This window comes from Pseudomonas sp. PS01301 (assembly GCF_029960215.1).
GTDB classification, from domain to species: Bacteria; Pseudomonadota; Gammaproteobacteria; order Pseudomonadales; family Pseudomonadaceae; genus Aquipseudomonas; species Aquipseudomonas coleopterorum.
Genome location: NZ_JASCPM010000010.1, coordinates 25188 through 51778, shown reverse-complemented (window position 1 = coordinate 51778; position 26591 = coordinate 25188). Strand labels below are relative to the sequence as shown.

General features: G+C 63.5%; 26 protein-coding genes and 1 pseudogene. 17 read left to right on the top strand and 10 right to left on the bottom strand.

Going from position 1 to position 26591, the window contains the following annotated elements; translation table 11 throughout:
• Positions 1-423: 423 nt before the first annotated feature.
• Complete coding sequence (locus tag QMX89_RS07540) at positions 424-1812, top strand: MFS transporter (protein WP_049860144.1); 1389 nt, start codon at positions 424-426, stop codon at positions 1810-1812.
• Between the two features lie 53 nt (positions 1813-1865).
• On the opposite strand, the gene QMX89_RS07535 is transcribed toward QMX89_RS07540, so the two are convergent.
• Positions 1866-2402: a hypothetical protein gene (locus tag QMX89_RS07535; protein ID WP_049860143.1), complete on the bottom strand. Its 537-nt coding sequence runs from the start codon at positions 2400-2402 to the stop codon at positions 1866-1868.
• A 284-nt stretch (positions 2403-2686) separates the two neighbouring features.
• Between QMX89_RS07535 and QMX89_RS07530 the strand changes: the two genes are divergently transcribed.
• From QMX89_RS07530 to QMX89_RS07520, 3 genes are all read left to right on the top strand, one after another.
• Positions 2687-3982 carry an Nramp family divalent metal transporter gene (locus tag QMX89_RS07530; protein ID WP_282347655.1) on the top strand — a complete coding sequence of 432 codons (1296 nt, stop codon included), beginning with the start codon at positions 2687-2689 and terminating at the stop codon, positions 3980-3982.
• A gap of 142 nt (positions 3983-4124) precedes the next feature.
• On the top strand, positions 4125-4460 hold the full coding sequence (locus QMX89_RS07525; RefSeq protein ID WP_056842527.1) for a hypothetical protein: 336 nt from the start codon (positions 4125-4127) through the stop codon (positions 4458-4460).
• Positions 4461-4494: 34 nt separating this feature from the next.
• Positions 4495-4719 (top strand): hypothetical protein, encoded by a 225-nt coding sequence (locus tag QMX89_RS07520; protein WP_282347654.1) that lies wholly within the window; start codon positions 4495-4497, stop codon positions 4717-4719.
• A gap of 24 nt (positions 4720-4743) precedes the next feature.
• Here QMX89_RS07520 and QMX89_RS07515 read toward each other — a convergent pair whose 3' ends face one another.
• The 4 genes from QMX89_RS07515 to QMX89_RS07500 all read right to left on the bottom strand — a co-directional run bounded on the left by QMX89_RS07515 (position 4744) and on the right by QMX89_RS07500 (position 8007).
• On the bottom strand, positions 4744-4974 hold the full coding sequence (locus tag QMX89_RS07515) for a hypothetical protein (protein WP_049860139.1): 231 nt from the start codon (positions 4972-4974) through the stop codon (positions 4744-4746).
• A gap of 164 nt (positions 4975-5138) precedes the next feature.
• Positions 5139-6557: a TIGR00366 family protein gene (locus tag QMX89_RS07510; RefSeq protein ID WP_282347653.1), complete on the bottom strand. Its 1419-nt coding sequence runs from the start codon at positions 6555-6557 to the stop codon at positions 5139-5141.
• A 55-nt stretch (positions 6558-6612) separates the two neighbouring features.
• On the bottom strand, positions 6613-7269 hold the full coding sequence (locus QMX89_RS07505; protein WP_049860138.1) for a CoA transferase subunit B: 657 nt from the start codon (positions 7267-7269) through the stop codon (positions 6613-6615).
• Positions 7270-7308: 39 nt separating this feature from the next.
• On the bottom strand, positions 7309-8007 hold the full coding sequence (locus QMX89_RS07500; protein WP_049860137.1) for a CoA transferase subunit A: 699 nt from the start codon (positions 8005-8007) through the stop codon (positions 7309-7311).
• 129 nt (positions 8008-8136) lie between these two features.
• Here QMX89_RS07500 and QMX89_RS07495 point away from each other — a divergent pair, with 129 nt between their 5' ends.
• Positions 8137-9030 (top strand): LysR family transcriptional regulator, encoded by an 894-nt coding sequence (locus QMX89_RS07495; RefSeq protein WP_282347652.1) that lies wholly within the window; start codon positions 8137-8139, stop codon positions 9028-9030.
• Between the two features lie 184 nt (positions 9031-9214).
• Positions 9215-10036 (top strand): aldo/keto reductase, encoded by an 822-nt coding sequence (locus tag QMX89_RS07490; protein WP_282347646.1) that lies wholly within the window; start codon positions 9215-9217, stop codon positions 10034-10036.
• 30 nt (positions 10037-10066) lie between these two features.
• Here QMX89_RS07490 and QMX89_RS07485 read toward each other — a convergent pair whose 3' ends face one another.
• Together QMX89_RS07485 and QMX89_RS07480 are read right to left on the bottom strand one after the other, a co-directional pair.
• Positions 10067-10600: a DUF4174 domain-containing protein gene (locus tag QMX89_RS07485; protein ID WP_049860134.1), complete on the bottom strand. Its 534-nt coding sequence runs from the start codon at positions 10598-10600 to the stop codon at positions 10067-10069.
• Positions 10601-10633: 33 nt separating this feature from the next.
• On the bottom strand, positions 10634-11533 hold the full coding sequence (locus QMX89_RS07480; RefSeq protein WP_090357912.1) for an EamA family transporter: 900 nt from the start codon (positions 11531-11533) through the stop codon (positions 10634-10636).
• A 213-nt stretch (positions 11534-11746) separates the two neighbouring features.
• Here QMX89_RS07480 and QMX89_RS07475 point away from each other — a divergent pair, with 213 nt between their 5' ends.
• The 10 genes and pseudogenes from QMX89_RS07475 to prpF all read left to right on the top strand — a co-directional run bounded on the left by QMX89_RS07475 (position 11747) and on the right by prpF (position 23484).
• The gene (locus QMX89_RS07475; protein ID WP_090357910.1) at positions 11747-12172 is read left to right on the top strand and encodes a 3-isopropylmalate dehydratase; all 426 of its coding nucleotides are present in this window, start codon (positions 11747-11749) and stop codon (positions 12170-12172) included.
• Between the two features lie 88 nt (positions 12173-12260).
• Positions 12261-12941 (top strand): annotated as a pseudogene (locus tag QMX89_RS07470) (GNAT family protein).
• 89 nt (positions 12942-13030) lie between these two features.
• The gene (gene ggt, locus QMX89_RS07465) at positions 13031-14758 is read left to right on the top strand and encodes a gamma-glutamyltransferase (RefSeq protein WP_282347643.1); all 1728 of its coding nucleotides are present in this window, start codon (positions 13031-13033) and stop codon (positions 14756-14758) included.
• Positions 14759-14905: 147 nt separating this feature from the next.
• The gene (locus QMX89_RS07460) at positions 14906-15469 is read left to right on the top strand and encodes a type 1 glutamine amidotransferase domain-containing protein (RefSeq protein ID WP_282347642.1); all 564 of its coding nucleotides are present in this window, start codon (positions 14906-14908) and stop codon (positions 15467-15469) included.
• Positions 15470-15502: 33 nt separating this feature from the next.
• Positions 15503-16585 carry an alkene reductase gene (locus QMX89_RS07455; RefSeq protein WP_049860129.1) on the top strand — a complete coding sequence of 361 codons (1083 nt, stop codon included), beginning with the start codon at positions 15503-15505 and terminating at the stop codon, positions 16583-16585.
• A gap of 197 nt (positions 16586-16782) precedes the next feature.
• A complete protein-coding gene (locus QMX89_RS07450) occupies positions 16783-17466 on the top strand; it encodes a GntR family transcriptional regulator (protein ID WP_056842515.1) in 684 nt (227 codons plus the stop codon).
• Positions 17463-18350, top strand: a complete 888-nt coding sequence (gene prpB, locus QMX89_RS07445; protein WP_282347641.1) for a methylisocitrate lyase — start codon at positions 17463-17465, stop codon at positions 18348-18350. Before QMX89_RS07450 ends, prpB begins: the two co-directional genes overlap by 4 nt.
• 40 nt (positions 18351-18390) lie before the next feature.
• A complete protein-coding gene (gene prpC, locus QMX89_RS07440; protein ID WP_282347640.1) occupies positions 18391-19518 on the top strand; it encodes a 2-methylcitrate synthase in 1128 nt (375 codons plus the stop codon).
• Positions 19519-19673: 155 nt separating this feature from the next.
• Complete coding sequence (gene acnD / locus QMX89_RS07435) at positions 19674-22289, top strand: Fe/S-dependent 2-methylisocitrate dehydratase AcnD (RefSeq protein WP_282347639.1); 2616 nt, start codon at positions 19674-19676, stop codon at positions 22287-22289.
• Positions 22290-22299: 10 nt separating this feature from the next.
• Positions 22300-23484, top strand: coding sequence for a 2-methylaconitate cis-trans isomerase PrpF (gene prpF, locus QMX89_RS07430; protein ID WP_282347638.1), 1185 nt, complete (start codon positions 22300-22302; stop codon positions 23482-23484).
• Positions 23485-23499: 15 nt separating this feature from the next.
• Here the strand turns inward: prpF and QMX89_RS07425 are convergent, their stop codons facing one another.
• From QMX89_RS07425 to QMX89_RS07415, 3 genes are read right to left on the bottom strand one after another with little or no spacing between them, the layout of a single operon-like run.
• Positions 23500-24201, bottom strand: coding sequence for a dihydrofolate reductase family protein (locus tag QMX89_RS07425; RefSeq protein ID WP_282347637.1), 702 nt, complete (start codon positions 24199-24201; stop codon positions 23500-23502).
• A gap of 56 nt (positions 24202-24257) precedes the next feature.
• A complete protein-coding gene (locus QMX89_RS07420) occupies positions 24258-24782 on the bottom strand; it encodes a GNAT family N-acetyltransferase (protein WP_282347705.1) in 525 nt (174 codons plus the stop codon).
• Between the two features lie 33 nt (positions 24783-24815).
• Positions 24816-25601: a sulfite exporter TauE/SafE family protein gene (locus QMX89_RS07415; protein ID WP_090357895.1), complete on the bottom strand. Its 786-nt coding sequence runs from the start codon at positions 25599-25601 to the stop codon at positions 24816-24818.
• Positions 25602-25866: 265 nt separating this feature from the next.
• Here QMX89_RS07415 and QMX89_RS07410 point away from each other — a divergent pair, with 265 nt between their 5' ends.
• Positions 25867-26589 (top strand): pirin family protein, encoded by a 723-nt coding sequence (locus tag QMX89_RS07410; protein ID WP_049860120.1) that lies wholly within the window; start codon positions 25867-25869, stop codon positions 26587-26589.
• Positions 26590-26591: the final 2 nt, after the last annotated feature.

Here is a 26591-nt window from a genome sequence, read left to right as displayed (position 1 = left end):
TGTAGCAGCGGCGCGAGCCGCGTCCGGTTTCAACACAGACCATCTGGCACACTGCGGGCGCCGTCGACGCGGCTGGCGCCGCTTGTGGACCTCTAACAAATGTGTGCGATCAGCGGCTACAATACCAAGCAAGCTAGGCAATGAAAGCGACCGCCGAGGCGCCGCTCAGCCATGGCCGAACCGCTCTAGACCGCCACTTTCGATTGAAACACGAAGTCACTTGGGGCAGTCTTGCACGCAGAACGAACGGATCCTCGCTGCAACCCGCGTGTGCGGCCGTATTGACACTCATTCGACGCCACTGCTAAACATTAACTACCCAGTTAGTTTTGCCTCTCCTCCGCGCTCGCAAGCTTGCCTGCAGGGGGTAGAAACGAAGCCAACGGTTCCAATGCTTCATAATAAAAACAACGGAGACACAGCATGGCGCATGCTCAGTCAGAATCGCACGGCTCGCAGCAAACCAAGAAGGCCACCGCCAGCGGATGGGTCGGTTCCGCCCTGGAATACTACGACTTCTTCATTTATGCCCAAGCCGCGGCGCTGATCTTCCCGCAGATCTTTTTCCCCAACACCGACCCCAAGGTCGCCATCGTTGCCTCGCTGGCCACCTACGGCGTGGGCTACGTTGCACGTCCCATCGGTGCGTTCTTCCTGGGCCACTGGGGCGATACACGCGGCCGCAAGAACGTCTTGCTGCTGTGCATGTTCCTCATGGGTTTCGCCACCATGGCCGTGGGCCTGCTCCCCACCTACAGTCAGGTCGGCCTCTGGGCTCCGGCCATGCTGGTGGTACTGCGCCTGATCCAGGGCTTCGCGGTGGCGGGGGAAATCTCCGGGGCCAGTTCGATGATTCTCGAACATGCGCCCTTCGGCAGACGAGGCTACTACGCCAGTTTCACCTTGCAGGGCGTGCAGGCCGGACAGATCTTCGCCGCGGCGATCTTCCTGCCCCTGGCCTACTTCATGCCGGATGAAGCGTTCAACTCATGGGGCTGGCGGATTCCGTTCCTGCTCAGCGCCGTGGTGCTGATCGCCGGCTACATCATCCGTCGCGAAGTCAATGAAACCCCGGCTTTCGAAACCGTGGAAGCGCGCGCCGCCATCCCCAAATCCCCAGTCGTCGAGGCGTTCAAGCACAGCTGGCGCAACATGGGCCTGGTGATGTGCATGGCGCTGATGAACGTCATTCCGGTAGTGGCCACCATCTTCGGCGCGGCCTACGCCGTGCAGCCGGCCTACGGCATCGGTTTCGCCAAGAGTGTGTACCTGTGGATTCCGGTGGTCGGCAATATCGTCGCGGTGTGCGTGATTCCCTTCGTGGGCAACCTCTCCGACCGCATCGGTCGTCGTCCAATGATCATCGGTGGCGCGCTGAGCTCGGGCATTCTGTCGTTCTTCTACCTGTACGCGATCAGCATCCACAACGTGCCCTTGGCGTTCGGCATGTCGATCCTGATGTGGGGCGTGTTCTATCAGGGCTACAACGCGGTGTTCCCAAGCTTCTACCCCGAGCTGTTCCAGACCCGCTATCGCGTGTCGGCCATGGCCATCTCGCAGAACGTCGGCACGCTGATCACCGCCCTGTTGCCAGCACTGTTCGCAGCGATGGCGCCGCCCGGCTCCACCAACATTCCCATGGTGGTCGGCTCGCTGGCCCTGGGTGTGTGCTGCATCGCAGCGCTGGCAGCCTTCACTGCCAAGGAGACCTACCGCATTCCCATGGCTGATCTGGGCAAACCCGATGCTGCGGCGGTGGATTCCCAGGAATACGAGCGCAGTCGTCAGCAGGCGATAAGCTCGGTGCGTTGATCCGCTGACCCTCACCACCAGAAGGCCCCTGCAACCGCAGGGGCCTTCTGCATTCAGCCGCCCGGATTGGTGTATTGCGCATACACCGCGAAAACCCCGAGTATCGCCCACAGCACGCTGAACAGAAACGGCGACCTCATCGAGAACATCAACGCCCCGCGCCAGCGTTTCTCGTTCGACTCGCGCTCGCTGAACAGCGGTGATTCGTCATAGGCCGCGCCCATGGCCGGCTCGCTGTCGAGCAACTGGCTCTGCTTGAAGTGCCAGTGATCGATGATGTCATAGGCCGAGCGAATGCCCGGCCATGCGTGCAGCGAACTGACCAGACCGAACAGCGCCAACAACGGCGGCACGACCAGGGTAAAAAGCTTGCCCCACTCCGGGTTCAGGTTGGCCATGGACGAAGCGTAGGCGATGACCAGGAACGACTGCGCGGAGAGGTAGGCGTCGGTGCGGTTGGAAAGGATGGAGGTTTCGTACTGGATTTCCTTGCGGTAGAAGTCCAGACGGTCCTTGGGGGTACCGAACATCAACACATCGGCCTTGGCATCGGCCGGGGGCGTGACGTCGTCGACAATGATCTTCGACATGGGTGCATTCCTCTTGCGCTAAGGCTCATAAGAAGGCCATTCGCCCAGTTGGTTCAGCCGCTTCCGATAGGACCGCGGTCCTTCAGGTACACCGCATGCGCCGCCGACGCGGCTTGCGCCGCTGCTACAGGAGTTCGCGAGGCCACCGGTACACGCAGAAAAACCTGCGAACGCAGGGAAACATCCACTTACACCTTTTGCAACTCGTCAGGTCATATGACATCCTAACTCATGCTTGAATAACCCACTGTTCCATCCACAAAAACAACAAAGGGAATTCACCCATGACGAGTACCCACTCGCTCGAAAAGAAGGCGGCCGCCCCCACGACTCGCCTGGGCAGGCTCGCCAAGATCGTCGGACCGGGCATCATTGCCGTCCTGTCATGGCTCGGCGCAGGCGACCTGATCACCTCCTCCGTGGCCGGCGCCAACTATGGCTACGCGATGATGTGGGTGCTGGCGGTGTCGCTGCTGCTCAGATTCCTCATCGTCAACATCATTGCCCGCTTCCAGCTGTGCAACAACCAGGGCATGACCATCCTGCAGGGCTACGCGCAACTGCACCCCTTCTTCGCTTGGTTCATGCTGGGGTACGCCCTGATCATGGGTCACCTGACCAATGCGTACATGATCAAGGGCGCTGGTGAAGCACTGGCCACCCTTCTGCACATCAATCAACCGTTGCTCGCCTCCTTCGCCGTGGTACTGGGCGTGTGGCTGCTGGTGGGTCGCAACATCTACTCGCTGATCGAAGGCGTCATGAAAGGCTTGCTGGCCCTGATGACCCTGGCGTTCATGGCGCTGGCGATCATGTCCAAACCCGATGTGGGCGGCATCCTGGCCGGTACCATCGGTTTTAGCATTCCGCCGGATGAAGGCGTGCACGGTGCCCTACTGGTAGCCGTGTCGGTGATCGGTGCGGTGGCCGGTTCGATCGCCAATTTCGTGCACCCCTACGTGATGCGCCAGAAAGGCTGGGTCGGCCCGGAACACAAGCGCATCCAGCGCAACGACCTGCTGTTCGCGGTGTTCGTCGGGATCATCATCAACCTGGCCATCTGGGTGGTCGGCGCGGAAATCCTGCGTCCCAACGGGATCGAAGTGAAAACCCTGGACGATCTGGGCGCGGCGCTGCAGATGTTCTTTGGCACCGGCGGCTGGTTGATCTTCTTCGTCGGCGTGTTCGCCACCCTGTTCGCCAGCATCGCCGGCAAGACGACCGCCTTCCCCATGCTGATCACCGATGCCTTCCAGCACATACGACCCGAGCGTCGCGAGAAGTACGGCAAGGAATTCCATCACGATCCGATGCACAAGTGGTTCCTGCTGTTCATCCTCGTCACGCCGCTGGTGTGGTCGCTGCCGGGCATGCCTAACTTCGTGACCCTGACCATCGGTGTTAATGCGCTGAACATCATCGGCCTGCCAGTGATCTCCCTCGGCCTGCTGATTATGTCCAACCAGAAGAAGTTGCTCGGCAACTACCGCAACAACTGGTTCGAGAACATCTCCCTGGGCTTCGCCACCATCCTCGCCGTATGGGTCGCCTTCCAGCTGGGCTCGCAACTGCTCGCCTGACCCTGCCACTGCGGACTGTGTCCGCAGCGCGCCTTTCGCGGCCGACGCTTGTTTATCGGGCATACCGTTCGTCGGCACGCGGGCACCACTGACGTGTGCCCGCAGCCCAATGCATGACGCATTCACGAACAAGGAGAGCTCCATGAAAAGCCTGAAACGCATCAACGCAGCCCTGTTGGCAGGCCTGCTGACCGCCGCTGCCGTACCGGCCATGGCCGACAACAGCACCGGCCCGACCAACCCTGCAGCCAAAGGCACCGTGCCCTCGGCCGTAGGCGTACCGTCCGGCACCGGCACCAACATGCCCAATGGCAACACCGATGGTTCCAGCGCGCCGCGTGACGGCACCAGCACTCAGATCAAGCCACAGAACACCGGCAACCCGGAAGGCAGCTCCATGGGCGGCGCCGTGACCAAGCCAGAGTCCGGCAGTCATGACATGGGTGATGGGACTGGCTCTGAAGGCGGCAAGCTCTGATTGACCCTGCACGCTTGAGCCTAGGGAGAATGATATGAGCGAACACAAGACACCTGCGCCGAACGATGTCGACCGTGACACCAGCAGTGCGGCCAACGCCACGCCCAATGACCCGGCCGTCCGCCCTGATTCCAACGATCCGACCACAGCCGAAGGCAATCGCTTCAGTCCGGACTTCAAGTCCGAGCCGGAAGTCGATCCTTCGACCAGTGCGGACGATGAGGAAACAGACGCCGATATCGACACCACCGGCGGCTGATCGCCGCCCCCCTTCGAAGGCCGCTTAGCGGCTGATGCGGCTGCGCTCGTTGCGTACGTCGAAAATCAGCTGCCGTGCGGCCTCCGAGCTAATCAGACCCTGCTCCCTGAACCTTTCGACCTTGCCTATGATCTGCACTGCAGCCTGATCCAGGTCTCTGGAGGCGGCGGTGTGCAGATTGCGAATCTCCCGAAAGATGATCTGATCCACGGGTTCATTCTGCTCGGTATCCCCGCCCGCGCCGTTATCAAGCATTTCCACATCTCCCTGCATCGGTTCACGATGGGGGGGCGTCCAGCCTGTCCCCCATTCAACCTAGATGTGTACCCCGAGCGAACGTGCCTGTGCAATAGTTCTCCCTGAATCAGTCGCCCGGCGGGGGAATATTCCCGATCAACGTAGCGCAGCTCCTCCACTGGTCAGGGTGCAGTCGGTGGGATGTACGCCAGCGTAGTGCCCAACGCCCAGAGCAGAAACAGCACCAACGGCGCGTGTACCAGCAGTTGCACAAACGAGAAGCCGATCAGGTCGCGTGCCTTCAGGCCCAACACACCCAGCAACGGCAGCATGTAGAACGGGTTGATCAGGTTCGGCAAGGCTTCGGCAGCGTTGTAGATCTGCACCGCCCAGCCCAGGTGGTACTGCAACTCGTTGGCCACCTGCATGACGTAGGGCGCCTCGATGATCCATTTGCCCCCACCCGATGGGATGAAGAATCCCAACACCGCCGAATACACGCCCATGAGCATCGCATAGGTATCGTGGGAGGCGATCTGCACGAAGAAGGTCGAGATGTGGTGAGCCAGGGTCTGCGCGTCGCCGCCCTTGACCGTGGTCATGATCGCGGCGATGGAGCCGTACAGGGGAAATTGAATCAGCACACCGGTGGTCGTCGGCACGGCACGCGCCACGGCATCGAGAAAGCTGCGGGGACGCCAGTGCAGCAGCAGGCCGAGCATGATGAACAGGAAGTTATAGGTATTGAGCCCCGAGATGGCCGTAATCGCCGGCTTGGTGGAGAACTCGTGGAACAGCCACCCTGCGGCGAGCAACACCAGGAAGATAGTGATCAGCGGACTGTATTCCAGCCATTCACCCGGTCGGCTGCGCTTGCTCAGCGGCGGCAGGCTGAAAGCCGGGTCGACGCCGCACGCCTGGGCATCGCGGGCCGAGTTCGGGCCGGGCGCGGTGGCATAGGCGACCACCAGCGAAACGACTACCAGCGCGAGCAGCAGTACGCCTGATTGCCAGAGGAAAATGGTCTGGGTGAACGGGATGACACCGGTGATGGACAGGATCGACGGCGGCAGGCTGGCCGGGTTGGCCTGCAACTGCGCCGCCGACGATGACAGCCCCAGGGCCCAGACCGCGCCCAGACCCAGGTACGCTGCAGCGCCGGCGGCGCGATAGTCCATGCGCAGATCGGTGCGTCGCGCCAGCGCGCGCACTAACAGGCCGCCGAACACCAGAGACAGGCCCCAGTTGAGCAGCGAGGCCGCCATCGAGATCAGTGCCACCCAGGCCACTGCCGAGCGTCCATTGCGCGGGATGCGCGCCAGCCGGTCGATGAGTTTCACGGCGGGCGGCGAGCTGGCCACGACGTAGCCGCCGATGACCACGAAGGCCATCTGCATGGTGAACGGAATCAGGCTCCAGAACCCGTCGCCGAACGCGGTGGCCGTGGCCGTCGGCGTGCCGCCGATGGCCAGCGCGCCCAATGCGACCAGCAGCACCGCCGCGGCGGCGAATACGTAGGAGTCGGGGAACCAGCGCTCGGCCCAGCTCGAACAGCGCAGGGCGAAGCGAGCGTAGCGGCTCTCTTCCAGGTGTGCGGACATGGTGGTGTTTCCTTGTTTTTATAGTTGGAGAGCTGCAGGTGTTGGCAGGAAGTTTTCAGAAACTCATTTCGATCACATCGTCGGCAATGATCAACTTGCCGGCCGTTTTCGCCTTGATTTCATCGATGCTGACGCCAGGCGCCCGCTCCTTGAGGATGAACGCACCGTCTTCGATCTCGAGATAAGCCAAGTCGGTCAGCACCTTGCGAATGCAACCAGCGCCGGTCAGCGGCAGGGTGCACACAGGCAGCAGTTTCGACTCGCCGTCCTTGGACGCGTGGGTCATGGTGACGATGATGTTCTCCGCACCGGCCACCAGGTCCATGGCCCCACCCATGCCCTTGACCAGCTTGCCGGGGATCATCCAGGAAGCGATGTTGCCCTGCACGTCCACCTCGAAGGCGCCGAGCACGGTAAGGTCGACATGACCGCCGCGAATCATCGCGAACGACTGCGCCGAGTCGAAGATGGAGGCGCCCAGGCGCGCGGTCACGGTCTGTTTGCCGGCATTGATCATGTCGGCGTCGACGGTGGCCTCGGTGGGGAATTCGCCCATGCCGAGCAGGCCGTTTTCCGATTGCAGCATCACGTCGATGCCAGGTGGCACGTAGTTGGCCACCAGGGTCGGGATGCCGATGCCCAGGTTCACGTAATAACCGTCCTGCAGTTCGCGCGCCACGCGCTGGGCCATCTGTTCGCGGGTAAGTGCCATGGAAAAAACCTCGTGGGAAACAGCGCAGAAAGGAAACGATCAGGCCTTGAGCGTGCGCTTCTCGATGCGCTTCTCGAAGGTGCCCTGGATCACCCGGTCGACATAGATGCCTGGCGTGTGGATATGCTCGGGCAGCAACACGCCCGGCTCGACGATCTCTTCGACCTCGACCACGGTGATGCGTCCGGCACTGGCGGCCAGCGGATTGAAGTTCTGTGCGGTATGACGATAGACCACGTTGCCGAAGTGGTCGGCCTTCCAGCCTTTGACGATGGCGAAGTCGCCGGTGATGGCTTGTTCCAGGATGTACTGGCGGCCATTGAATTCGCGCACTTCCTTGCCTTCGGCAATCGGTGTGCCGTAGCCGGTGGCAGTGAAAAACGCGGGGATGCCAGCGCCGCCGGCGCGCATCTTCTCGGCCAGGGTGCCTTGAGGGGTCAGTTCGACTTCCAGTTCGCCATCGAGCAACTGCCGCTCGAACAGCGCGTTTTCGCCCACGTAGGAGGCGATCATCTTGCGGATCTGCCGGTCTTCGAGCAGTACACCCAAGCCGAAACCGTCGACGCCGCAGTTGTTGGACACCACCGTGAGATCGCGCACGCCCAGCCGCTTGATCTCGGCGATCAGGTTCTCCGGAATGCCGCACAGGCCGAAGCCGCCGGCCAATACCGTCATGCCATCGCGCAGGCCATCGAGCGCCTGTGCGTAGGTTGCCACTCGCTTATCGAGTCCAGCCATGATCGTTCGCCTTTTATTGTTTGTCATGGCGCCGTCCGTGCCGCGACGGCGTGGGTGCAGGTATCTTCTCCCCGCACGGCTAATTTGTTAATTTTGTTTTTCTTCGGTATTGATTGGTTTTCCAAATAGATGAACGTCAAACAGCTCCGCGCCTTTCTCGCCGTGGCCCAGGCCCTGAGCTTTGCCCAGGCGGGCGAAAAGTTGCACCTGTCCCAGCCTGCGCTGAGCCTGACCATCAAGGGTCTGGAAGAAGACCTGGGCGGCGCGCTGCTGATCCGTACCACGCGCAGCGTCAGCCTCACGCCCGAAGGCGAAGCCCTGCTGCCGCTGGCCCGGCGCCTGCTGGCGGATTGGGACAACACCGAGGAGTTGCTGCGCCAGCACTTCACCCTGCAATTGGGCAAGGTGTCCATCGCGGCCATGCCGTCGTTCGCCGGCAACCTGTTGCCTGGGGCCCTGCGGATCTTTCGCGACCGCCATCCACGGGTCAATGTCGCGGTGCATGACGTGATCAACGAGCAAGTGGTGGAGATGGTTCGTCACCGCCGCGTGGAACTGGGCATCGGCTTCGAGCCGGAAAGCACCTCGTCATTGGTGTTCACGCCCTTCTACACCGACCGCTTCGTGGCCGTGGTGCCGGCCGATTCGTCGCTGGCCGAGCAACCGGTACTGACGTGGGCAACCCTGCTGGCCCATGATTTCATCGCGCTGCAGCGACCTTCCGCGGTCCGCCTGCTGCTGGAAAGCGCCGTCAGCGAGGCGCACGGCAAGCTGGCGGTGGCGTTCGAAAGTCACCAGTTGAGCACCATCGGGCGCATGGTCGCCCATGGCCTGGGCGTCAGCGCGGTACCGGCCCTGTGCATCGAGCAGATGCACGAGCTGGGCGCGCGCTGCGTGCCGCTGGAGTCGCCCAGCGTCGAGCGCCGAATCGGCCTGATGCGCTTGCCGGACCACAAGCTTTCGGCCGCCGCACACGCGCTGATGGAAGTGCTGCTGGAGCACACGGCCCACCGTCGCCAATGACCCTGTCACCCGACGGTTTGAACCGCAGCCCGATGACACTGCCCAACCCACAGGCTCCGTGTAGCAGCGGCGCGAGCCGCGTCGGCGGTCCCCGCGGTATTGTGACCCACCGCGTCGAGGCCGGACGCGGCTTGCGCCGCTGCTACAGGGGCGCTCAATTCCTTTTCCATCGAGGAGCATTGCGATGAACAGCATCGATCTTGCCGGCAGGCCGGTTCCACGCATTGGCCAGGGCACCTGGCGCATGGGCGAAGACCCGGCCCGTGCCCGGCAGGAAATCGCCGCGTTGCAGGAAGGCATCGACCTGGGGCTGACCTTGCTCGACACCGCCGAAATGTACGGCGAAGGCGGCTCTGAAAAAATCGTCGGCCAGGCCATCCAGGGTCGCCGGGACCAGGTCACGCTGGTCAGCAAGGTCTACCCGCACAACGCCAGCCTCAAGGGCGTGGCGCAAGCGTGCGAGCGCAGCCTGCAGCGCATGCAGGTGGAGCACATCGACCTGTACCTGCTGCACTGGCGTGGTCAGTACCCGCTGAGCGAAACGGTGGACGCCTTCGAGCGTCTGCGTGAGCAGGGCAAGATCGGCGCCTGGGGCGTGTCGAATTTCGATGTCGATGACATGATCGAGCTGAACGATGAACGCTGTGCGACCAACCAGGTGCTGTACAACCTGGAAGAGCGCGGCATCGAGTTCAACCTGCTGCCCTGGTGTGCCGAGCGGGCAATGCCGGTGATGGCCTACTGTCCGATTGCCCAGGGCGGCCGCTTGCTCGACCAACCGGCATTGCGCCAGGTTGCGCAGCGCCACGGCGTCACGCCGGCGCAAGCCTGCCTGGCCTGGGTCATTCGCCGTGAAGGGGTGATCGCCATCCCCAAAGCCTCCACGGCCGAACATGTGCGCCTGAACGCCGCCGCCCTGCACATCAAACTCGATGCCGAAGACTTCGCCGCGCTGGATCTAGCCTACCCCGCACCGCAACGCAAGCAGCGGCTCAACATGGTCTGAAGCAGCCGCGTGCCGCCGACCGAGGCGCCGTCAATCGTCCAGCGGTTGCGGCGCCTTGCTCGGTTTCGCGGCCTTGGCGGGCTTGTTCGTAGGCTCCTGCGCGGCGGCTGCGACCGGGGCTGGCGCATTGGCCTCCTTCTCGGCTGCGGGCAATTGATCGATGGTACTGAACAGCTGCGCAGGCTCCACGTAGCCCGCCTGTTCGAGCTTTTTCTCGCCATCCTTGCCCAGCAGCACGAACTTCTGACTGGAACCGGCGCCCAGCTTCAAATCGCGGATCAGGGACATGGTCGCCTGCGGGTCGAGGTCCTTGCCGTCACGCTGGCCGATGGTATTGATCACGGTGTAGAGCACCATTCCGCGCTGCTTGAAGCCGTCGCGGTTGGCGGGCTCTTCCAGCGCCTTGCGCAGTTTCAGCAGGTTGGGATCCACCGAGCTCGGGGCGATCACCACCAACGGCCGGGCCCGTCCGCGGTCCTGGGCCAGGGGGCTATCACCGTCGGCGGCCAGCAGCGGCGCGGCGAAGGCGAACAGTGAGGCGAGGGTCAGCGACCGGATCATCATGCTCCATCTCCTTGACGTATCGATGGCTCATCATTACAGAGATTTCGCCCCCGTGCGAGCCGGGGCCAGGCGAGCGATCAGGCTGCCGCCGAACACGTTGATCACCAGCCCCACCATCACCAGCGCACCACCCCACCACTGCAGGGCGCTCAGCCGCTCGCCGAGAATCCAGGCCGAGGAGCTCAAGCCCACCACCGGTACCAGCAACGAAAACGGTGCCACCTTGCCCGCCGGATAACGCGACAGCAGCTTGCTCCACAGGCCATAACCCAGCACCGTGGCGATCGCGGCCAGGTACACCAGGCTGCCGATGGACTTCCAGCCGATGCCCAGCAGCGACCGTTCGATCAACGCCGGCCCTTCCAGCCACAGCGACAGCGCAAAGAACGGCAGCGGCGGAATCAGCGCGCCCCAGATCACCAGCGCGACCAGGTCGATATTGCCGAAACGGCGGGTAATAATGTTGCCCATGGCCCACATCGAGGCTGCGCACAGGGTCAGCAGTACGGCCACCAGTGGTGTGGCCTGATCGCTTTCCAGGCCGATCATCGCCAGCCCGCCTGCCGCCACCAATAGCCCCACCACACTGGCCGCACGCAGGCGTTCGCCGATGAACAGGGCAGCGAAGAACAGCGTGAAGAACGCCTGGGATTGCAACACCAGCGACGCCAGGCCCGCAGGCATGCCGTTGGCCATGGCCTCGAACAGAAAGGCGAACTGCCCCAGGGAAATGGTCGCGCCGTAGGCGATCAGCCAGCGCAGCGGCAGGTTCGGACGGCGAATGAAGAACACCGCGGGAATCGCCACCAGGGTGAAGCGCAGGCCGCCCAGCAGCATGGGAGGCAGGCCGTCGAGGCCGTAACGGATCACCACGAAATTCAAGCCCCAGACGACGATCACGATCAAGGCCAACATCAGGTCTCTAGGTGCCACGGTACCTCCACAGGTTCAGGTCAGTCCGCTCGGGGCAGCCGATCCCCCACGGGGTGGCGACTGCACGGGTCAGCCGGATCATTCTTGCCCATCGCAGCCCCTGACGGAAACCTGTTTCAAAACTTTTCTGAACCGGGTCGGGCAGCCTGGCGTTCCGTGGCGGCCCTCGCTTGAGCTAGAGTGCAATCACAATGCCATTTCAGGGGTCCGTCGATGCGCGTGTTCTGGGTAATGCTGATTGCAGTGGGCTTGTCGGGTTGTACCTCGTTTCGCGCCGATTCGGAGCACCTCAAGGCTGTCCCGGCAGATCGTTTGTCAGCCTGGCAACAGCCCTTGACGCCGTCGAGCGAACTGGTGGTGGACCGCGACATCGGCATCATGGGCGGCGGCTGCTACGTCGCGCTGCTGATCGACCGCGAACCGGCGGCGTTGATGGCCGTCGGCGAGGTGGCCACCTTTCACCTGCCGCCTGGCGAACACATCGTCGGCATCACCACCGACAAGCAAGGTGGCATGCTCTGCAGCAAGGGCCGTCTGAACCGCGAACTGCGCCTGCAGGCCAACCCAGGCGAGCGCCAGCACCTGCGTATCGTCAGCGAAGCCAAGAGCGGCTTCGGTATCGTTCCGGACCCGCGCTGATTGCGTCGACACACCTTCTCCCCCGCTGATCTGATCAGGAGTCGCCATGCCCAACCAGCCTCTGCACCATAACGCACATCAGCAGCCCATCGGCCACGCGCTGCCCGACTGGACCGCGCGCCCTCGCCCGGCCCATGCGGTGATCGAAGGCCGCTATTGCCGCCTCGACCCCTTGAACGTCGCGGCCCACGCCGAGGATCTGTTCCAGGGCTATTGCCAGCAGAGCGACGGCAGCGACTGGACCTACCTGCCCGTCGGACCGTTCGCCGACCTCGACAGCTATCGCACTCACCTGCAAACCGCGGCAGCCAGCCAGGATCCGCAACACTGGGCGGTGATCGATCTGCGCAGCCAACGGGCCGTGGGCACGCTGGCCTTGATGCGCATGGACCCGGCCAATGGCGTCATCGAAGTGGGCCATGTGACTTTCTCGCCGTTGATGAAACGCACCCCCGTGTCGACCGAAGCGCAGTAATTGCTGATGCGCCTGGTGTTCGATGAGTTGGGCTACCGGCGCTACGAATGGAAATGCGATGCCTTGAACGCGCCCTCGCGCAAGGCCGCCGAGCGCTTGGGCTTCAGCTTCGAAGGCATCTTTCGGCAGGCACTGGTGTACAAGGGCCGCAACCGCGACACCGCGTGGTTCTCCATCATCGACAGCGAATGGCCAGCGCGGCGCGCGGCATTCGAACGCTGGCTGGCGACGGAGAACTTCGACGGCTCGGGCCAACAATTGACCGCATTGACCGCCTGTCGCCAGCAGGATTGAGAAACCCGGCTATCCTTGCGACTGGCGAAATGAATCGCCTCGTTGCTCACCACCCGCAGCTCCCCATTCACAAAAAAGAGAGCCGACGCTTGAAACTCGAACCCTTGCCAAAGTCGCTGATCGCCGTTGCGTTCGCGCTGGCCCCCACCTGTTTGTTCGCCGCTTCCCCCGCCCCCGTCGCCGCCCAGAACGGCATGGTCGTCACCGCCCAGCAACTGGCCACCCACGTTGGCGTGGACGTGCTCACGGACGGCGGCAATGCCGTCGACGCTGCCGTCGCCGTGGCCTACGCCCTGGCCGTGGTCTACCCGGCCGCCGGCAACATCGGCGGCGGTGGCTTCATGACCCTGCAGATGGCCGATGGCCGCAAGACCTTTCTGGACTTCCGCGAGAAGGCCCCACTGGCCGCCACCCCGGACATGTACCTGGACAAGGCCGGCAACGTCATCGAAGGCCTGAGCACCGACGGCCACCTGTCGGTGGGCATTCCAGGCACCGTCTCGGGCATGGAGCTGGCCCTGCAGAAATACGGCACCTTCAAGCGTGCCGACCTGCTCGCGCCAGCCATCAAGCTGGCCGACGAGGGCTTCACCCTCGGTCAGGGCGACGTCGACCTGCTGGAAACCGCCACCGAGGATTTCCGCAAGGACAGCCAGGACTCGGCGAAGATCTTCCTCAACCAGGGTCAGCCGTTCAAGGCCGGTGACAAGCTGGTGCAGAAGGATCTGGCACGCACCCTGCGGGAGATTGCCGACAAGGGCAACGCCGGTTTCTATCAAGGCTGGGTGGCCAAGGCCATCGTGGATTCGAGCCAGGCCGGCAAGGGCATCATCACCCAGGCCGACCTCGACAAGTACAAGACCCGCGAGCTGGACCCCATCGAGTGCGACTACCGCGGCTACCACGTGATCTCCGCACCACCGCCCAGCTCCGGCGGCGTGGTCATCTGCCAGATCATGAACATTCTGCAGGGCTACCCCATGGCCGAACTGGGCTATGGCTCGGCGCAGGGCATGCACTACCAGATCGAGGCCATGCGCCACGCCTATGTGGACCGTAACAGCTACCTGGGCGACCCGGACTTCGTCAAGAACCCCATCGCTCACCTGCTCGACGCCAACTACGCGACGAAGATCCGCAACAGCATCTTGCCGAACAAGGCGGGTGTCTCGGCCGAGATCAAACCGGGCGTGGCGCCCCATGAGGGGAGCAATACCACCCACTACTCCATCGTCGATCAGTGGGGCAATGCGGTTTCGGTCACCTACACCCTCAATGGCTGGTTCGGCGCACGGGTCATGGCCAGCGGTACCGGCATCCTGCTCAACGACGAGATGGACGACTTTACCTCCAAGGTCGGCGTCGCCAACATGTACGGCCTGGTGCAGGGCGAAGCCAACGCGATCGCGCCCTACAAGACGCCGCTGTCGTCCATGAGCCCGACCATCGTCACCAAGGACGGCAAGCCGGTGATGGTGGTCGGCACGCCCGGCGGCAGTCGAATCATCACCGCGACCTTGCTGACCATGCTCAACGTCATCGACTACGGCATGGACATCCAGCAGGCGGTCAATGCGCCCCGCTTCCACCAACAGTGGATGCCCGACGTGACCAACCTGGAACACTTCGCCATCAGCCCGGACACGCGCAAGATCCTCGAGAGCTGGGGGCACAAGTTCGGCGAGCCACAGGACGCCAACCACCTGGCAGCGATCCTGGTCGGCGCGCCTTCACTGGGTGGCAAGCCCGTCGCCAACAACCGCTTCTACGGTGCCAACGACCCGCGCCGCAACACCGGCCTTGCCGAAGGCTATTGAGCCAATAAACACGCGGTCGGGCCAGTGCATGGGCCTGACCGCGTGCACCACCGGTGAACGATCCACCTGAACTTTCCATTTTCCTCCGCGCTCAGATTTTTTGATCGCCTGGTACGCCAGGCCTTAACTGACCCGAGGAAGATCCACATGGCTACCCAACTGCAAGGCAAGAAAGTCCTGTTCATCACCGCCAACACCGGCATCGAGCGTGACGAACTGCTCAAGCCCGTCGAAGCGCTGCGTGCAGCCGGCGCCACCGTGACCCACGCTTCCAGCGAAGGCGGCACCGTGCAGACCTTCCAGCAGGACACCGAGAAAGATCGCACCGTCGAGTCCGACAGCAAGATCCAGGGCCTGAGCGCCAGCGACTTCGACGCTCTGGTCATCCCAGGCGGCACCGTCAACGCCGACACCCTGCGTCAGGACACCGATGCGCAGCAACTGGTCAAGGCCTTCGCCGATGCAGGCAAAGTCGTCGCCGCCATCTGCCACGGCCCATGGCTGCTGATCAACGCCGGCGTGATTCCCGGCAAGACCCTGACCTCCTACCCCAGCGTCATCCTCGACCTGACCAACGCCAAGGCCGCTGCCTGGGTCGATCAGGAAGTCAAACAGTGCGGCGCCAATGGCTGGACCCTGATCACTTCGCGTACCCCGGATGACATCCCTGCGTTCAACGACGCCATCATCAAGGCCCTCGGCGCAGCCTGAGCCGCCCTTCCACTCACAGATCAGGGAGCCTAGATGCCTTCTCTATTCGATTCGATCCAGGTTGGCGAGCAGCAGTTGCCCAACCGGATCCTCATGGCCCCGCTGACACGCGGCCGCGCCACTCGCAACCACGTACCCACCGACCTGATGATCGAGTACTACACCCAGCGCGCCAGCGCCGGGTTGATCATCACCGAAGCGACCGGCATCACCCAGGAAGGCCTGGGCTGGCCCTACGCACCAGGCATCTGGAGCGACGAGCAGGTCGAAGGCTGGAAGAAGATCACCGCCGCCGTGCACGAAGCCGGCGGGCGCATCGACCTGCAGCTGTGGCACATGGGCCGCATCGTCCACCCCAGCTTCCTCGGCGGTGCACAGCCGGTTTCGTCTTCGGCGACGACTGCGCCAGGCCACACCCATACCTATGACGGCAAGCAACCCTACGTGGAAGCCCGGCCGTTGGGCATCCATGAGATCCCGCGGTTGCTGGACGACTACGAGCACGCCGCGAAGAACGCCATGCGCGCCGGCTTCGATGGTGTGCAGATCCATGCCGCCAACGGCTACCTGATCGACCAGTTCCTGCGCGACAACAGCAACTTCCGCGACGACGCCTATGGTGGTTCGGTGGAAAACCGTATTCGCCTGTTGACCGAGGTCACCCAGCGGGTTGTCGACACCATCGGTGCCGAACGCACCGGCGTGCGCCTGTCGCCCAACGGCGATTCGCAGGGCGTCAACGACAGCGATCCGGAAACCCTGTTCTCCGCCGCTGCCGCTGCGCTGGACAAGATCGGCATTGCCTATCTGGAATTGCGCGAACCGCCGTTCGACGGCACCTTCGGCAAAGCCGATCGCCCGCCGGTGCACCCGGTGATCCGCAAGGCCTTCAGCCGGACCCTGGTGCTCAATTCCGACTACACCCACGAAAAAGCGCAGGCTGCGCTGGACGCCGGTGAAGCCGATGCGATCGCCTTCGGTCGGCCGTTCCTGGCCAACCCGGACCTGCCCCATCGGTTCGCCAAGGGGCTGCCGCTGAACAAGGACGTCATGGAAACCTGGTACAGCCAGGGTCCGGAAGGCTATGTGGATTACCCCACAGCCGACGAGCAGTAAAGCGGAAACGGGGGCTTCGGCCCCCGATCTTTTTTGGACATTGTCGACACTTACCTTCGAGTGCCCTTGACTGCAAGCTGTAACAGGACTATTTTTTCGTCACTACCTGCCCAGGTGTCGACAATATGTCCGTTACCTCTGTTTCGCCCTTGCCCGTTCCCGATCCGGAATTCACGACCCCGCCCAGTGCCGTTCCAATGGAAACCGAGACGCTGTCGGAGAACGTGTTCCGCCGCATCCAGGCGGCCATCATCAATGGCGAAATAGCCCCAGGCAGCAAGATCTCCGAACCCGAACTGGCACGCACCTATGGCATCAGCCGCGGACCGCTGCGTGAAGCCATCCACCGTCTGGAAGGCCAGCGCCTGCTGGTGCGCATTCCCCACGTCGGTGCCCGGGTGGTGTCGCTCAATCACGCCGAGCTGATAGAGCTCTACGAAATCCGCGAATCCCTCGAAGGCATGGCCTGTCGACTGGCTGCCGAGCGCATGAGCCAGGCACAGATCGACGAGTTGCGCGAGGTGCTCGCCACCCATGAACGCGATGCCGCGTTCCAGGCCGGCGTCGGCTACTACCAGCAGGAAGGCGATTTCGACTTCCACTACCGCATCATTCAGGGCAGCGGCAACAGCACGCTGGTGCAGATGCTCTGCGATGACCTGTACCAACTGGTGCGCATGTACCGCATCCAGTTCTCTGCCACGCCCAACCGTCCGCACCAGGCTTTCGCCGAGCATCACCGTATCCTCGACGCCATCGCCGAGCGCGACGGCGAACTGGCCGAGTTGCTCATGCGTCGGCACATCGCCGCGTCCAAGCGCAATGTCGAACGCCATTACCTGGAACCCAACCAGAACAACACCCCAGGAGCCCAATCATGAGTCAGCCCACCCGCCCCGGCCAACGCTTCCGTCAGGCCCTCGCCGAAGAGTCGCCCTTGCAGGTGGTCGGCGCCATCAACGCCAACCACGCCCTGCTCGCCCAGCGCGGCGGTTTCAAGGCCATCTACCTGTCCGGTGGCGGCGTCGCGGCCGGCTCCCTGGGCCTTCCCGATCTGGGCATCACCGGCCTTGACGACGTGCTGACCGACGTGCGCCGCATCACCGATGTGTGCGATCTGCCATTGCTGGTCGACGTCGACACCGGTTTCGGCTCGTCGGCCTTCAATGTCGCCCGCACCGTCAAGTCGATGATCAAGTTCGGCGCCGCGGCCATGCACATCGAAGATCAGGTGGGCGCCAAGCGCTGCGGTCATCGGCCGAACAAGGAAATCGTTTCCCAGCAGGAAATGGTCGACCGCATCAAGGCGGCGGTGGATGCGCGCACCGACGACAGCTTCGTGATCATGGCGCGCACCGATGCTTTGGCGGTGGAAGGTCTGGAGTCAGCTCTGGACCGCGCGGCAGCCTGCATCGAAGCGGGTGCGGACATGATCTTCCCCGAAGCCATCACCGAACTGCAGATGTACCAGCTGTTCGCCAGCCGGGTGAAAGCACCGATTCTGGCCAACATCACCGAGTTCGGCGCCACGCCGCTGTTCACCACCGAGCAGCTCGGTGGCGTCGGCGTCGGCCTGGTGCTCTACCCGCTGTCGGCGTTCCGCGCCATGAACAAGGCCGCCGAGAACGTCTATACCGCGATTCGCCGCGATGGCACCCAGCAGAACGTCATCGACACCATGCAGACGCGCATGGAGCTGTACGACGCCATCGACTACCACGACTTCGAGCGCAAACTCGATGCGCTGTTCGCGCAGAAAAAATGATCGCTGCATTCCAATAACAAATCCAAGATCGGAGAAAACAATGGCCGAAGCAAAAGTACTCAGTGGCGCTGGCCTGCGTGGCCAGGTGGCCGGACAAACCGCGTTGTCGACCGTCGGCATGCCCGGCGCCGGGCTGACCTATCGCGGCTATGACGTGCGCGAACTGGCCGAGCACGCGCTGTTCGAAGAAGTCGCCTACCTGCTGCTGCACGGCGAGCTGCCCACCCACGACGAGCTGGCGGCCTACCAGGGTAAGCTGCGCAGCCTGCGCGACTTGCCGCAGCCGCTCAAGGAAGTGCTCGAACGCATTCCGTCCAGCACCCATCCGATGGACGTGATGCGCACCGGTTGCTCCTTCCTCGGCACGCTGGAACCGGAGCGCAACTTCGGTCAGCAGGAACACGTCACCGACCGCCTGCTGGCGGCCTTTCCGGCGATCATGTGCTACTGGTATCGCTACAGCCACCACGGTGTGCGCATCAGTTGCACCAGCGATGAAGACACCTTCGCCGGGCACTTCCTGTACCTGCTGCATGGCAAGTCACCCAGTGAACTGCACAGCAAGGTCATGGACGTCTCGTTGATCCTCTACGCCGAGCACGAATTCAACGCTTCGACCTTCACCGCCCGCGTCTGCGCCTCGACCCTGTCGGACATGTATTCGTGCGTGACCGCAGCCATCGGCTCGTTGCGCGGCCCCCTGCACGGCGGTGCCAACGAAGCGGCCATGGCCATGATCCAGAAGTTCGCGTCGCCCGAAGAAGCGGTGCGCGGCACCTTGGCCATGCTCGAGCGCAAGGACAAGATCATGGGCTTCGGCCATGCCGTGTACAAAGACAACGACCCGCGCAACGAAGTGATCAAGGGCTGGGCGAAGAAGCTGTCCGACGAAGCCGGTGACAAGGTCCTCTACCCCGTCTCCGAAGCCATCGACAAGACCATGTGGGAGCAGAAGAAGCTGTTTCCCAACGCCGACTTCTACCACGCCTCGGCGTACCACTTCATGGGCATCGCGACCGAGCTGTTTACGCCGATCTTCGTCTGCTCTCGGGTGACCGGCTGGGCAGCCCATGTGTTCGAACAGCGGGCCAACAATCGAATCATTCGCCCCAGCGCCGAATACGTGGGCGTGGAACAGCGTGCGTTCGTACCCCTGGATCGCCGCTGACCTGGCGGGCCTCTTCGCGGGCAGATGGCTCGCCGCCCGCCCCGCTCCCACATTCCCATAGTGCTCAACACGTACGGGTCCATGTGGGAGCGGGCTCTGCCCGCGAAGGCCGCCCCGCCGAACTTCTGCCATGCCTTGCACCGTGAGCCGACCTGATGAACACACAACACCGCAAGTCATTACCCAACTCGCCGCTGGACTATTACGACGCCCGAGAAGCCGTCGAAGCCCTCCAGCCCGGCGCCTACGCCACCCTGCCCTACACCTCCCGCGTACTGGCGGAAAACCTGGTGCGCCGTTGCGACCCCGCCACCCTGGACGCCTCCCTGCGCCAGTTGATCGAACGCAAGCGTGACCTGGACTTCCCCTGGTACCCGGCGCGAGTGGTGTGCCACGACATCCTCGGCCAGACCGCCCTGGTCGACCTGGCCGGCCTGCGTGACGCCATCGCCTCACAGGGCGGTGACCCGGCGCTGGTCAATCCGGTGGTCCCGACGCAGCTCATCGTCGACCATTCGCTGGCCGTGGAAAGCGCCGGCTTCGATCCGCGGGCGTTCGAGAAAAACCGCGCCATCGAAGACCGTCGCAACGAAGACCGCTTCCACTTCATCGACTGGACGCGCAAGGCGTTCAAGAACGTCGACGTCATTCCGCCGGGCAACGGCATCATGCACCAGATCAACCTGGAGAAAATGTCGCCGGTGATCCAGGTCCGCGAAGGCGTTGCCTTTCCCGACACCTGTGTCGGCACCGATAGCCATACCCCCCATGTCGACGCGCTGGGCGTGGTGGCCATCGGCGTGGGCGGGCTCGAAGCCGAAAGCGTCATGCTCGGTCGCGCGTCGTGGATGCGCCTGCCCGAAATTGTCGGGGTCAAGCTGACTGGCCAATTGCAGCCGGGCATCACCGCCACCGACATGGTGCTGTCCCTGACCCAGTACCTGCGCCAGCAGAAAGTGGTGGGTGCGTACCTGGAGTTCTTCGGTGAAGGCGCACGCGCCCTGACCTTGGGCGACCGCGCCACGCTCTCCAACATGGCCCCGGAATACGGCGCCACAGCGGCGATGTTCGCGATCGACCAGCAGACCATCGACTACCTGCGCCTCACCGGCCGCGAAGAGCAGCAGGTGCAACTGGTCGAAGACTATGCGCGCCTGACCGGCCTGTGGGCCGACAGCCTGGACGACGCTGTCTATGAGCGCGACCTGAGCTTCGATCTGTCCGGCGTCGTACGCAACATGGCCGGGCCGAGCAACCCGCACGCGCGCATTGCGACCAGCGACTTGACGGCCCAGGGCATCGCCGGCCCCTGGAGCGAAGTGCCCGGGCAGATGCCGGACGGTGCGGTGATCATCGCCGCCATCACCAGTTGCACCAACACCAGCAATCCCCGCAACGTCATCGCTGCCGGGTTGCTGGCGCGCAATGCCAACCGCCTGGGCCTGACGCGCAAGCCCTGGGTCAAGTCGTCCCTGGCACCGGGCTCGAAAACCGTGGCCCTGTACCTGGACGAAGCTGGGCTGACCGAGGAACTGGAAACCCTGGGCTTCGGCATCGTCGCCTTCGCGTGCACCACCTGCAACGGCATGTCCGGCGCGCTCGACCCGGTGATCCAGCAAGAGATCATCGAGCGCGACCTGTACGCCACTGCCGTGCTCTCGGGCAATCGCAATTTCGACGGACGCATCCACCCCTATGCCCGTCAGGCCTTCCTGGCCTCGCCGCCGCTGGTGGTGGCGTATGCGATTGCCGGCACCATTCGTTTCGACATCGAAAAAGACGTGCTCGGCCTCGACCCGCAGGGCCAGCCGATCCGCCTCAAGGACATCTGGCCCAGCGACGAGGAAGTCAACGCAGTGGTCAAATCGTCGGTGAAACCCGAACAGTTCCGCCAGGTGTACATCCCCATGTTCGCCGTGCACGAGGACCACGGACCGAAAGTCGCGCCGCTGTATGACTGGCGCCCGGCGAGCACCTACATCCGTCGTCCGCCGTACTGGGAAGGCGCCCTGGCCGGCGAGCGCACGCTCAAGGGCATGCGCCCGCTGGCAGTGCTGCCGGACAACATCACCACCGATCACCTGTCGCCTTCCAACGCGATCATGCTCGACAGTGCTGCCGGTGAATACCTGGCGAAAATGGGCCTGCCCGAAGAAGACTTCAACTCCTATGCCACCCACCGCGGCGATCACCTGACCGCGCAACGGGCGACGTTCGCCAACCCCAAGCTGTTCAACGAAATGGTGGTGGAGAACGGCAAAGTCCGCCAGGGCTCGCTCGCGCGCCTGGAACCCGAAGGCCAGGTCATGCGCATGTGGGAAGCCATCGAGACCTACATGCAGCGCAAGCAGCCGCTGATCATCATCGCCGGGGCCGACTATGGCCAGGGTTCCTCACGGGACTGGGCGGCCAAGGGTGTTCGTCTGGCCGGGGTGGAAGCGATCGCCGCCGAGGGCTTCGAGCGTATCCACCGTACCAACCTGGTGGGCATGGGCGTGCTGCCGTTGCAGTTCGACGCGGGCACGGACCGCAAGACCCTGGGCATCGATGGCACCGAGGTGTTCGACGTGGTTGGCCGGCTGACGCCCCAGGCGCGGCTGACCCTGATCATCGAACGGCGCAACGGCGAACGCGTGCAGGTGCCGGTCACCTGCCGCCTGGACACCGCCGAAGAGGTCTCGATCTACGAAGCCGGCGGCGTGCTGCAACGCTTTGCCCAGGATTTCCTGCAGGCGACCGCACCCACTCACGCTGCCGCCGACGCCCATTGAGGACTGCCCTATGACTCAGCTTCGCATTCCCGCCACCTACCTGCGCGGTGGCACCAGCAAAGGCGTGTTCTTCAGGCTCGCCGACCTGCCCGAAGCGGCGCGTCTGCCCGGTCCGGCGCGCGACGCCCTGCTGTTGCGGGTGATCGGCAGCCCCGACCCCTACGGCAAGCAGATCGACGGCATGGGCGGCGCCACGTCGAGCACCAGCAAGACGGTGATCGTCAGCCCCAGCAGCCAGCCGGGGCACGACATCGACTACCTGTTCGGTCAGGTGTCCATCGACAGCGCCTTCGTCGACTGGAGCGGCAACTGCGGCAACCTGTCGGCAGCGGTCGGCCCGTTCGCCATCGCTCAGGGCCTCATCGATCCCACTCGCGTGCCGCACGACGGCATCGCCACGGTGCGCGTATGGCAGGCCAACATCGGCAAGACCATCATTGCCCATGTGCCCATGAGCGGCGGCGAGGTTCAGGAGACCGGAGATTTCGAACTGGACGGCGTGACCTTCCCGGCCGCCGAAGTGCAACTGGAGTTTCTCGATCCGGCGGCCGAGGCCGACGGTGCGGCCGGGGCCATGTTTCCCACCGGGCAGCTGATTGACGAGCTGGACGTACCCGGCGTGGGCCGGTTCGAGGCGACGATGATCAATGCCGGCATCCCGACCATCTTCATCGATGCCGCCGCATTGGGGTACAGCGGCTGCGAGTTGCAGGACGCGATCAACGGCGACCCTCAGGCGCTCGCGCGCTTCGAGACGATCCGCGCCCACGGGGCATTGCGCATGGGCTTGATCCAGCGTCTGGAAGAGGCGCAAACCCGCCAGCACACGCCCAAGGTCGCCTTCGTCGCGCCCCCAGCCGATTACGTGGCTTCCAGCGGCAAACCGGTGGCTGCGGCCGATATCGACCTGACGGTGCGGGCCATGTCGATGGGCAAGCTGCACCACGCCATGATGGGCACCGCCGCGGTCGCCATCGGGACGGCTGCCGCGATTCCCGGGACCGTGGTCAACCACGCAGCCGGCGGTGGCGTGCGCAGTACGGTGTGCTTCGGCCATCCCTCCGGCACCCTGCGCGTGGGCGCCGAAGCCGCCCAGCTGGATGGCCAGTGGCAAGTCACCAAGGCGATCATGAGCCGCAGCGCGCGGGTCCTGATGGAGGGCTGGGTCAGGGTGCCCGCGCAGACCCTCGCTTAGGCCTGGATCAGGAACTCAGGCGGTGGGCTGCTCCTGCTGCCGGTAACGCAGCCACACCGCGCCGCCCTCTTGCACCTCGGCACTGTCGAGTGTCAGGTAGGTCGGCTGCTGCCATTGCTTGGCATCGATCTCGAACGACGCCGGATGCGCGCCCCGGCCATCCACCAACGGCAACAGCAGGACACTGATCTCGTCGACCAGCCCGGCGTTGACGAACGAGCCACTGACGTGGGGACCACCTTCGACGACCAGGCGCTTGATGCCCAATTCCCGGCCGAGAATGTCCACCACCTGATGCAGGTCGAGGGAGTCCTTGCCGGCGAAGATGTAAGACACCTGGATCGATTGCAGATAGGCCAGATAATCGTCACTGACCGCTTCGGTGAGCACTTCGACGATGTGTGAATCCAACGCCGTGTTTGACTTCCAGCCGACCTTGCCCTGGGGGTCGATGGAAATGGCGTAGGCACTTGCCGAGCGATCGGCAAAATGGTGCGTCCGCTCGATCGGCCCCTTGGCCAGGCCGGACGGGTAACCCTCGTCGTGAGCGATTTCCTGCATCGTCACGCGCCCACAGGCCCAGGCGTCGAAGTCGAACTGTTTGGCCAAGCGTTCGTACAGCTCGCCGGCGGCGTTCTTGAACGGCCGGGCCCAGCCGTCGGTCAGGGCATGACCGTCGACGGAGGACATCATGTGGCAGATTACATAGGGCTTCATGGGAGCTCCTTGGCTGTCGGTGTGTCTATCACCGACCGGCGCCCATGGCCGTTGGTTCAGCTTGAAGCAGGCGTGGACCTGTTCGACGCTTCGCCGAGATCGAGGCGCATGTGCGTCGTCTGCCAGACGGGATCGGACTCGACGTCGATCACTTCGAAGCCCTGTTTCTGCCAGAACGCGATCGCTCCGGGCAGGAACGGATGGGTGTGCAGATACAACGTGGCCACACCAGCCTGACGCGCCTGCGCCAGCAGCGCTACGTACAGCGCCCTGGCAACCCCGGCACCCCGGCAGCTCGGCGAGACGAACAGCCTGACCACCTCGACTGTATCGCTGGCCGGCAGTTGCAGCTGGCTGAAGCGCTGGTCATAGGGCAGGTAGCCGATGGCGCCGACGATGCGACCCGCCTGCCAGGCCAGCAGAAAACAGCCCTGATCCGAACCCAGGTACACCTCGTCGAAGCGCGCCAGATCGTCCGGGACCTGGGTGGCATCCAACTGCGGGAAGATCGAGGCCCTGGCGGCCATGACATAGTCGAGAACCGCGGGTATCTGGTCCGGCGCTGCCGGACGGATGTCGATGGCGTTCACGGTGTCTGTCCTCCTGTCAGTGGCTCAGAACGCAAGCTTGTAACCGATCAACAGAAGCATTACCGCCAGGCAGGGCCGCAGGATGTCGTCCGAAACCCGCCCGGACAGATGGCTGCCCAGGTAGATCCCCGGCAGCGAGCCGAGCAGCAAATGCCCGAGCAATGACCAGTCCATGTTACCCATGCTGGCATGCCCCATGCCCGCGACCAGAGTCAATGGCACGGCATGGGCGATTTCGGTGCCCACCAGGCGCCGGGTCGCCAGGAACGGATACAGCATGAACAACGCCACCGTCCCCAAGGCACCGGCGCCGATCGAGGTCAGCGAGACCATCACTCCGAGCACGACGCCGGTCACCACGGTGAGCGCGTTGAGGGTGTTCGGGCTGAGGTTGTAGCGATCCCCGGCATGGCGGCTGGCCAGGGCTTGCAGGCGTTTCTTGAACAGGATCGCCAACGCCGTCAGGAACAGCACGACCGCCAGCGCTTGCTTGATCACCACGCCCATGGCCTGCGGTTCGGCATTCAGGCTTTTCAGGTACCAGAGCACGAACGCTGCCGCCGGCACGCTGCCCAGCGCCAGCCAGCCGGTGATCTTCCAGTCGATGTTCTTGTTGCGTCCATGGACCCAGACGCCACTGGCCTTGGTGATGGCCGCGTACAACAGATCGGTGCCGACCGCCGTGGCTGGATTGATGCCAAACCAGAGCAGAATCGGCGTCATCAGTGAGCCGCCGCCTACGCCAGTCATGCCGACGATGAAGCCCACGACCAATCCGGCAATGGTGAAACCCCAGGTACCTACTTCCATTCTTACGTCCTACACATCAGATTCAGCATCGCGGGAGCGGTAGCCGGGCGGCAGGATATCAACTTCTGTTATAGCCATTTATAACTATGCAGCATTAGCTTATAACCCAGCCCCACAGGCATCAGCAAGTGCACCACGGTTCACTGTCAACTTCAGCGCGACAGTCCTGACCGCTTCGACGGATTTATCCTCTTGCGAAGAACGCATACTCTTGATCCATCGCACAGCATTCCCACCGCTGGGCACCTTCACTCGGGAGAACGTCATGCTCGCACTTCGCAAAGCCTCGGATCGCGGTATCGCCAACCACGGCTGGCTGCAATCCTTCCATACCTTTTCCTTCGGGCATTATCGCAACCCTCAGGAACAGGGCTTCTCCGACCTGCTGGTGATCAACGACGACCGCGTCAGCGCTGGCAAGGGCTTCGGTCAGCACCCGCACCGCGACATGGAGATCTTCTCCTACGTGCTGGAAGGCGCCCTGGCGCACAAGGACACCCTGGGCACCGGCTCGGTGATTCGCCCCGGCGATGTGCAGCTGATGAGCGCCGGCCACGGCGTCGCCCACAGCGAGTTCAACCATAGCGACGTCGATCCCGTGCATTTCCTGCAGATCTGGATCGTGCCCGAAGTGGCAGGCGCCAAGCCGCGCTATCAGCAGGAGCACTTTTCCGCCGAGCAGAAACGCGGTCGCCTGCAGCTGATCATCTCGCCCGATGGCGCCGAAGGCTCGTTGCATGTCCGCCAGGATGCGCGGGTGTATGCCGGGTTGTTCGATGGCGAGGAGCAGGCCACGCTGACACTTGCGGCCAACCGCTACGCCTATGTGCACGTGGCCACCGGCAGTGTCGAACTCAACGGCCAGCGCCTGAACGAAGGAGATGGCGTGCGCCTGCGGCAGGAAACCGTGCTGCAGTTGGCCAATGGGGTCAATGCCGAGGTGCTGGTGTTCGACTTGCGCCCGAACGAGCTGCCGCAGATGCCCTGATC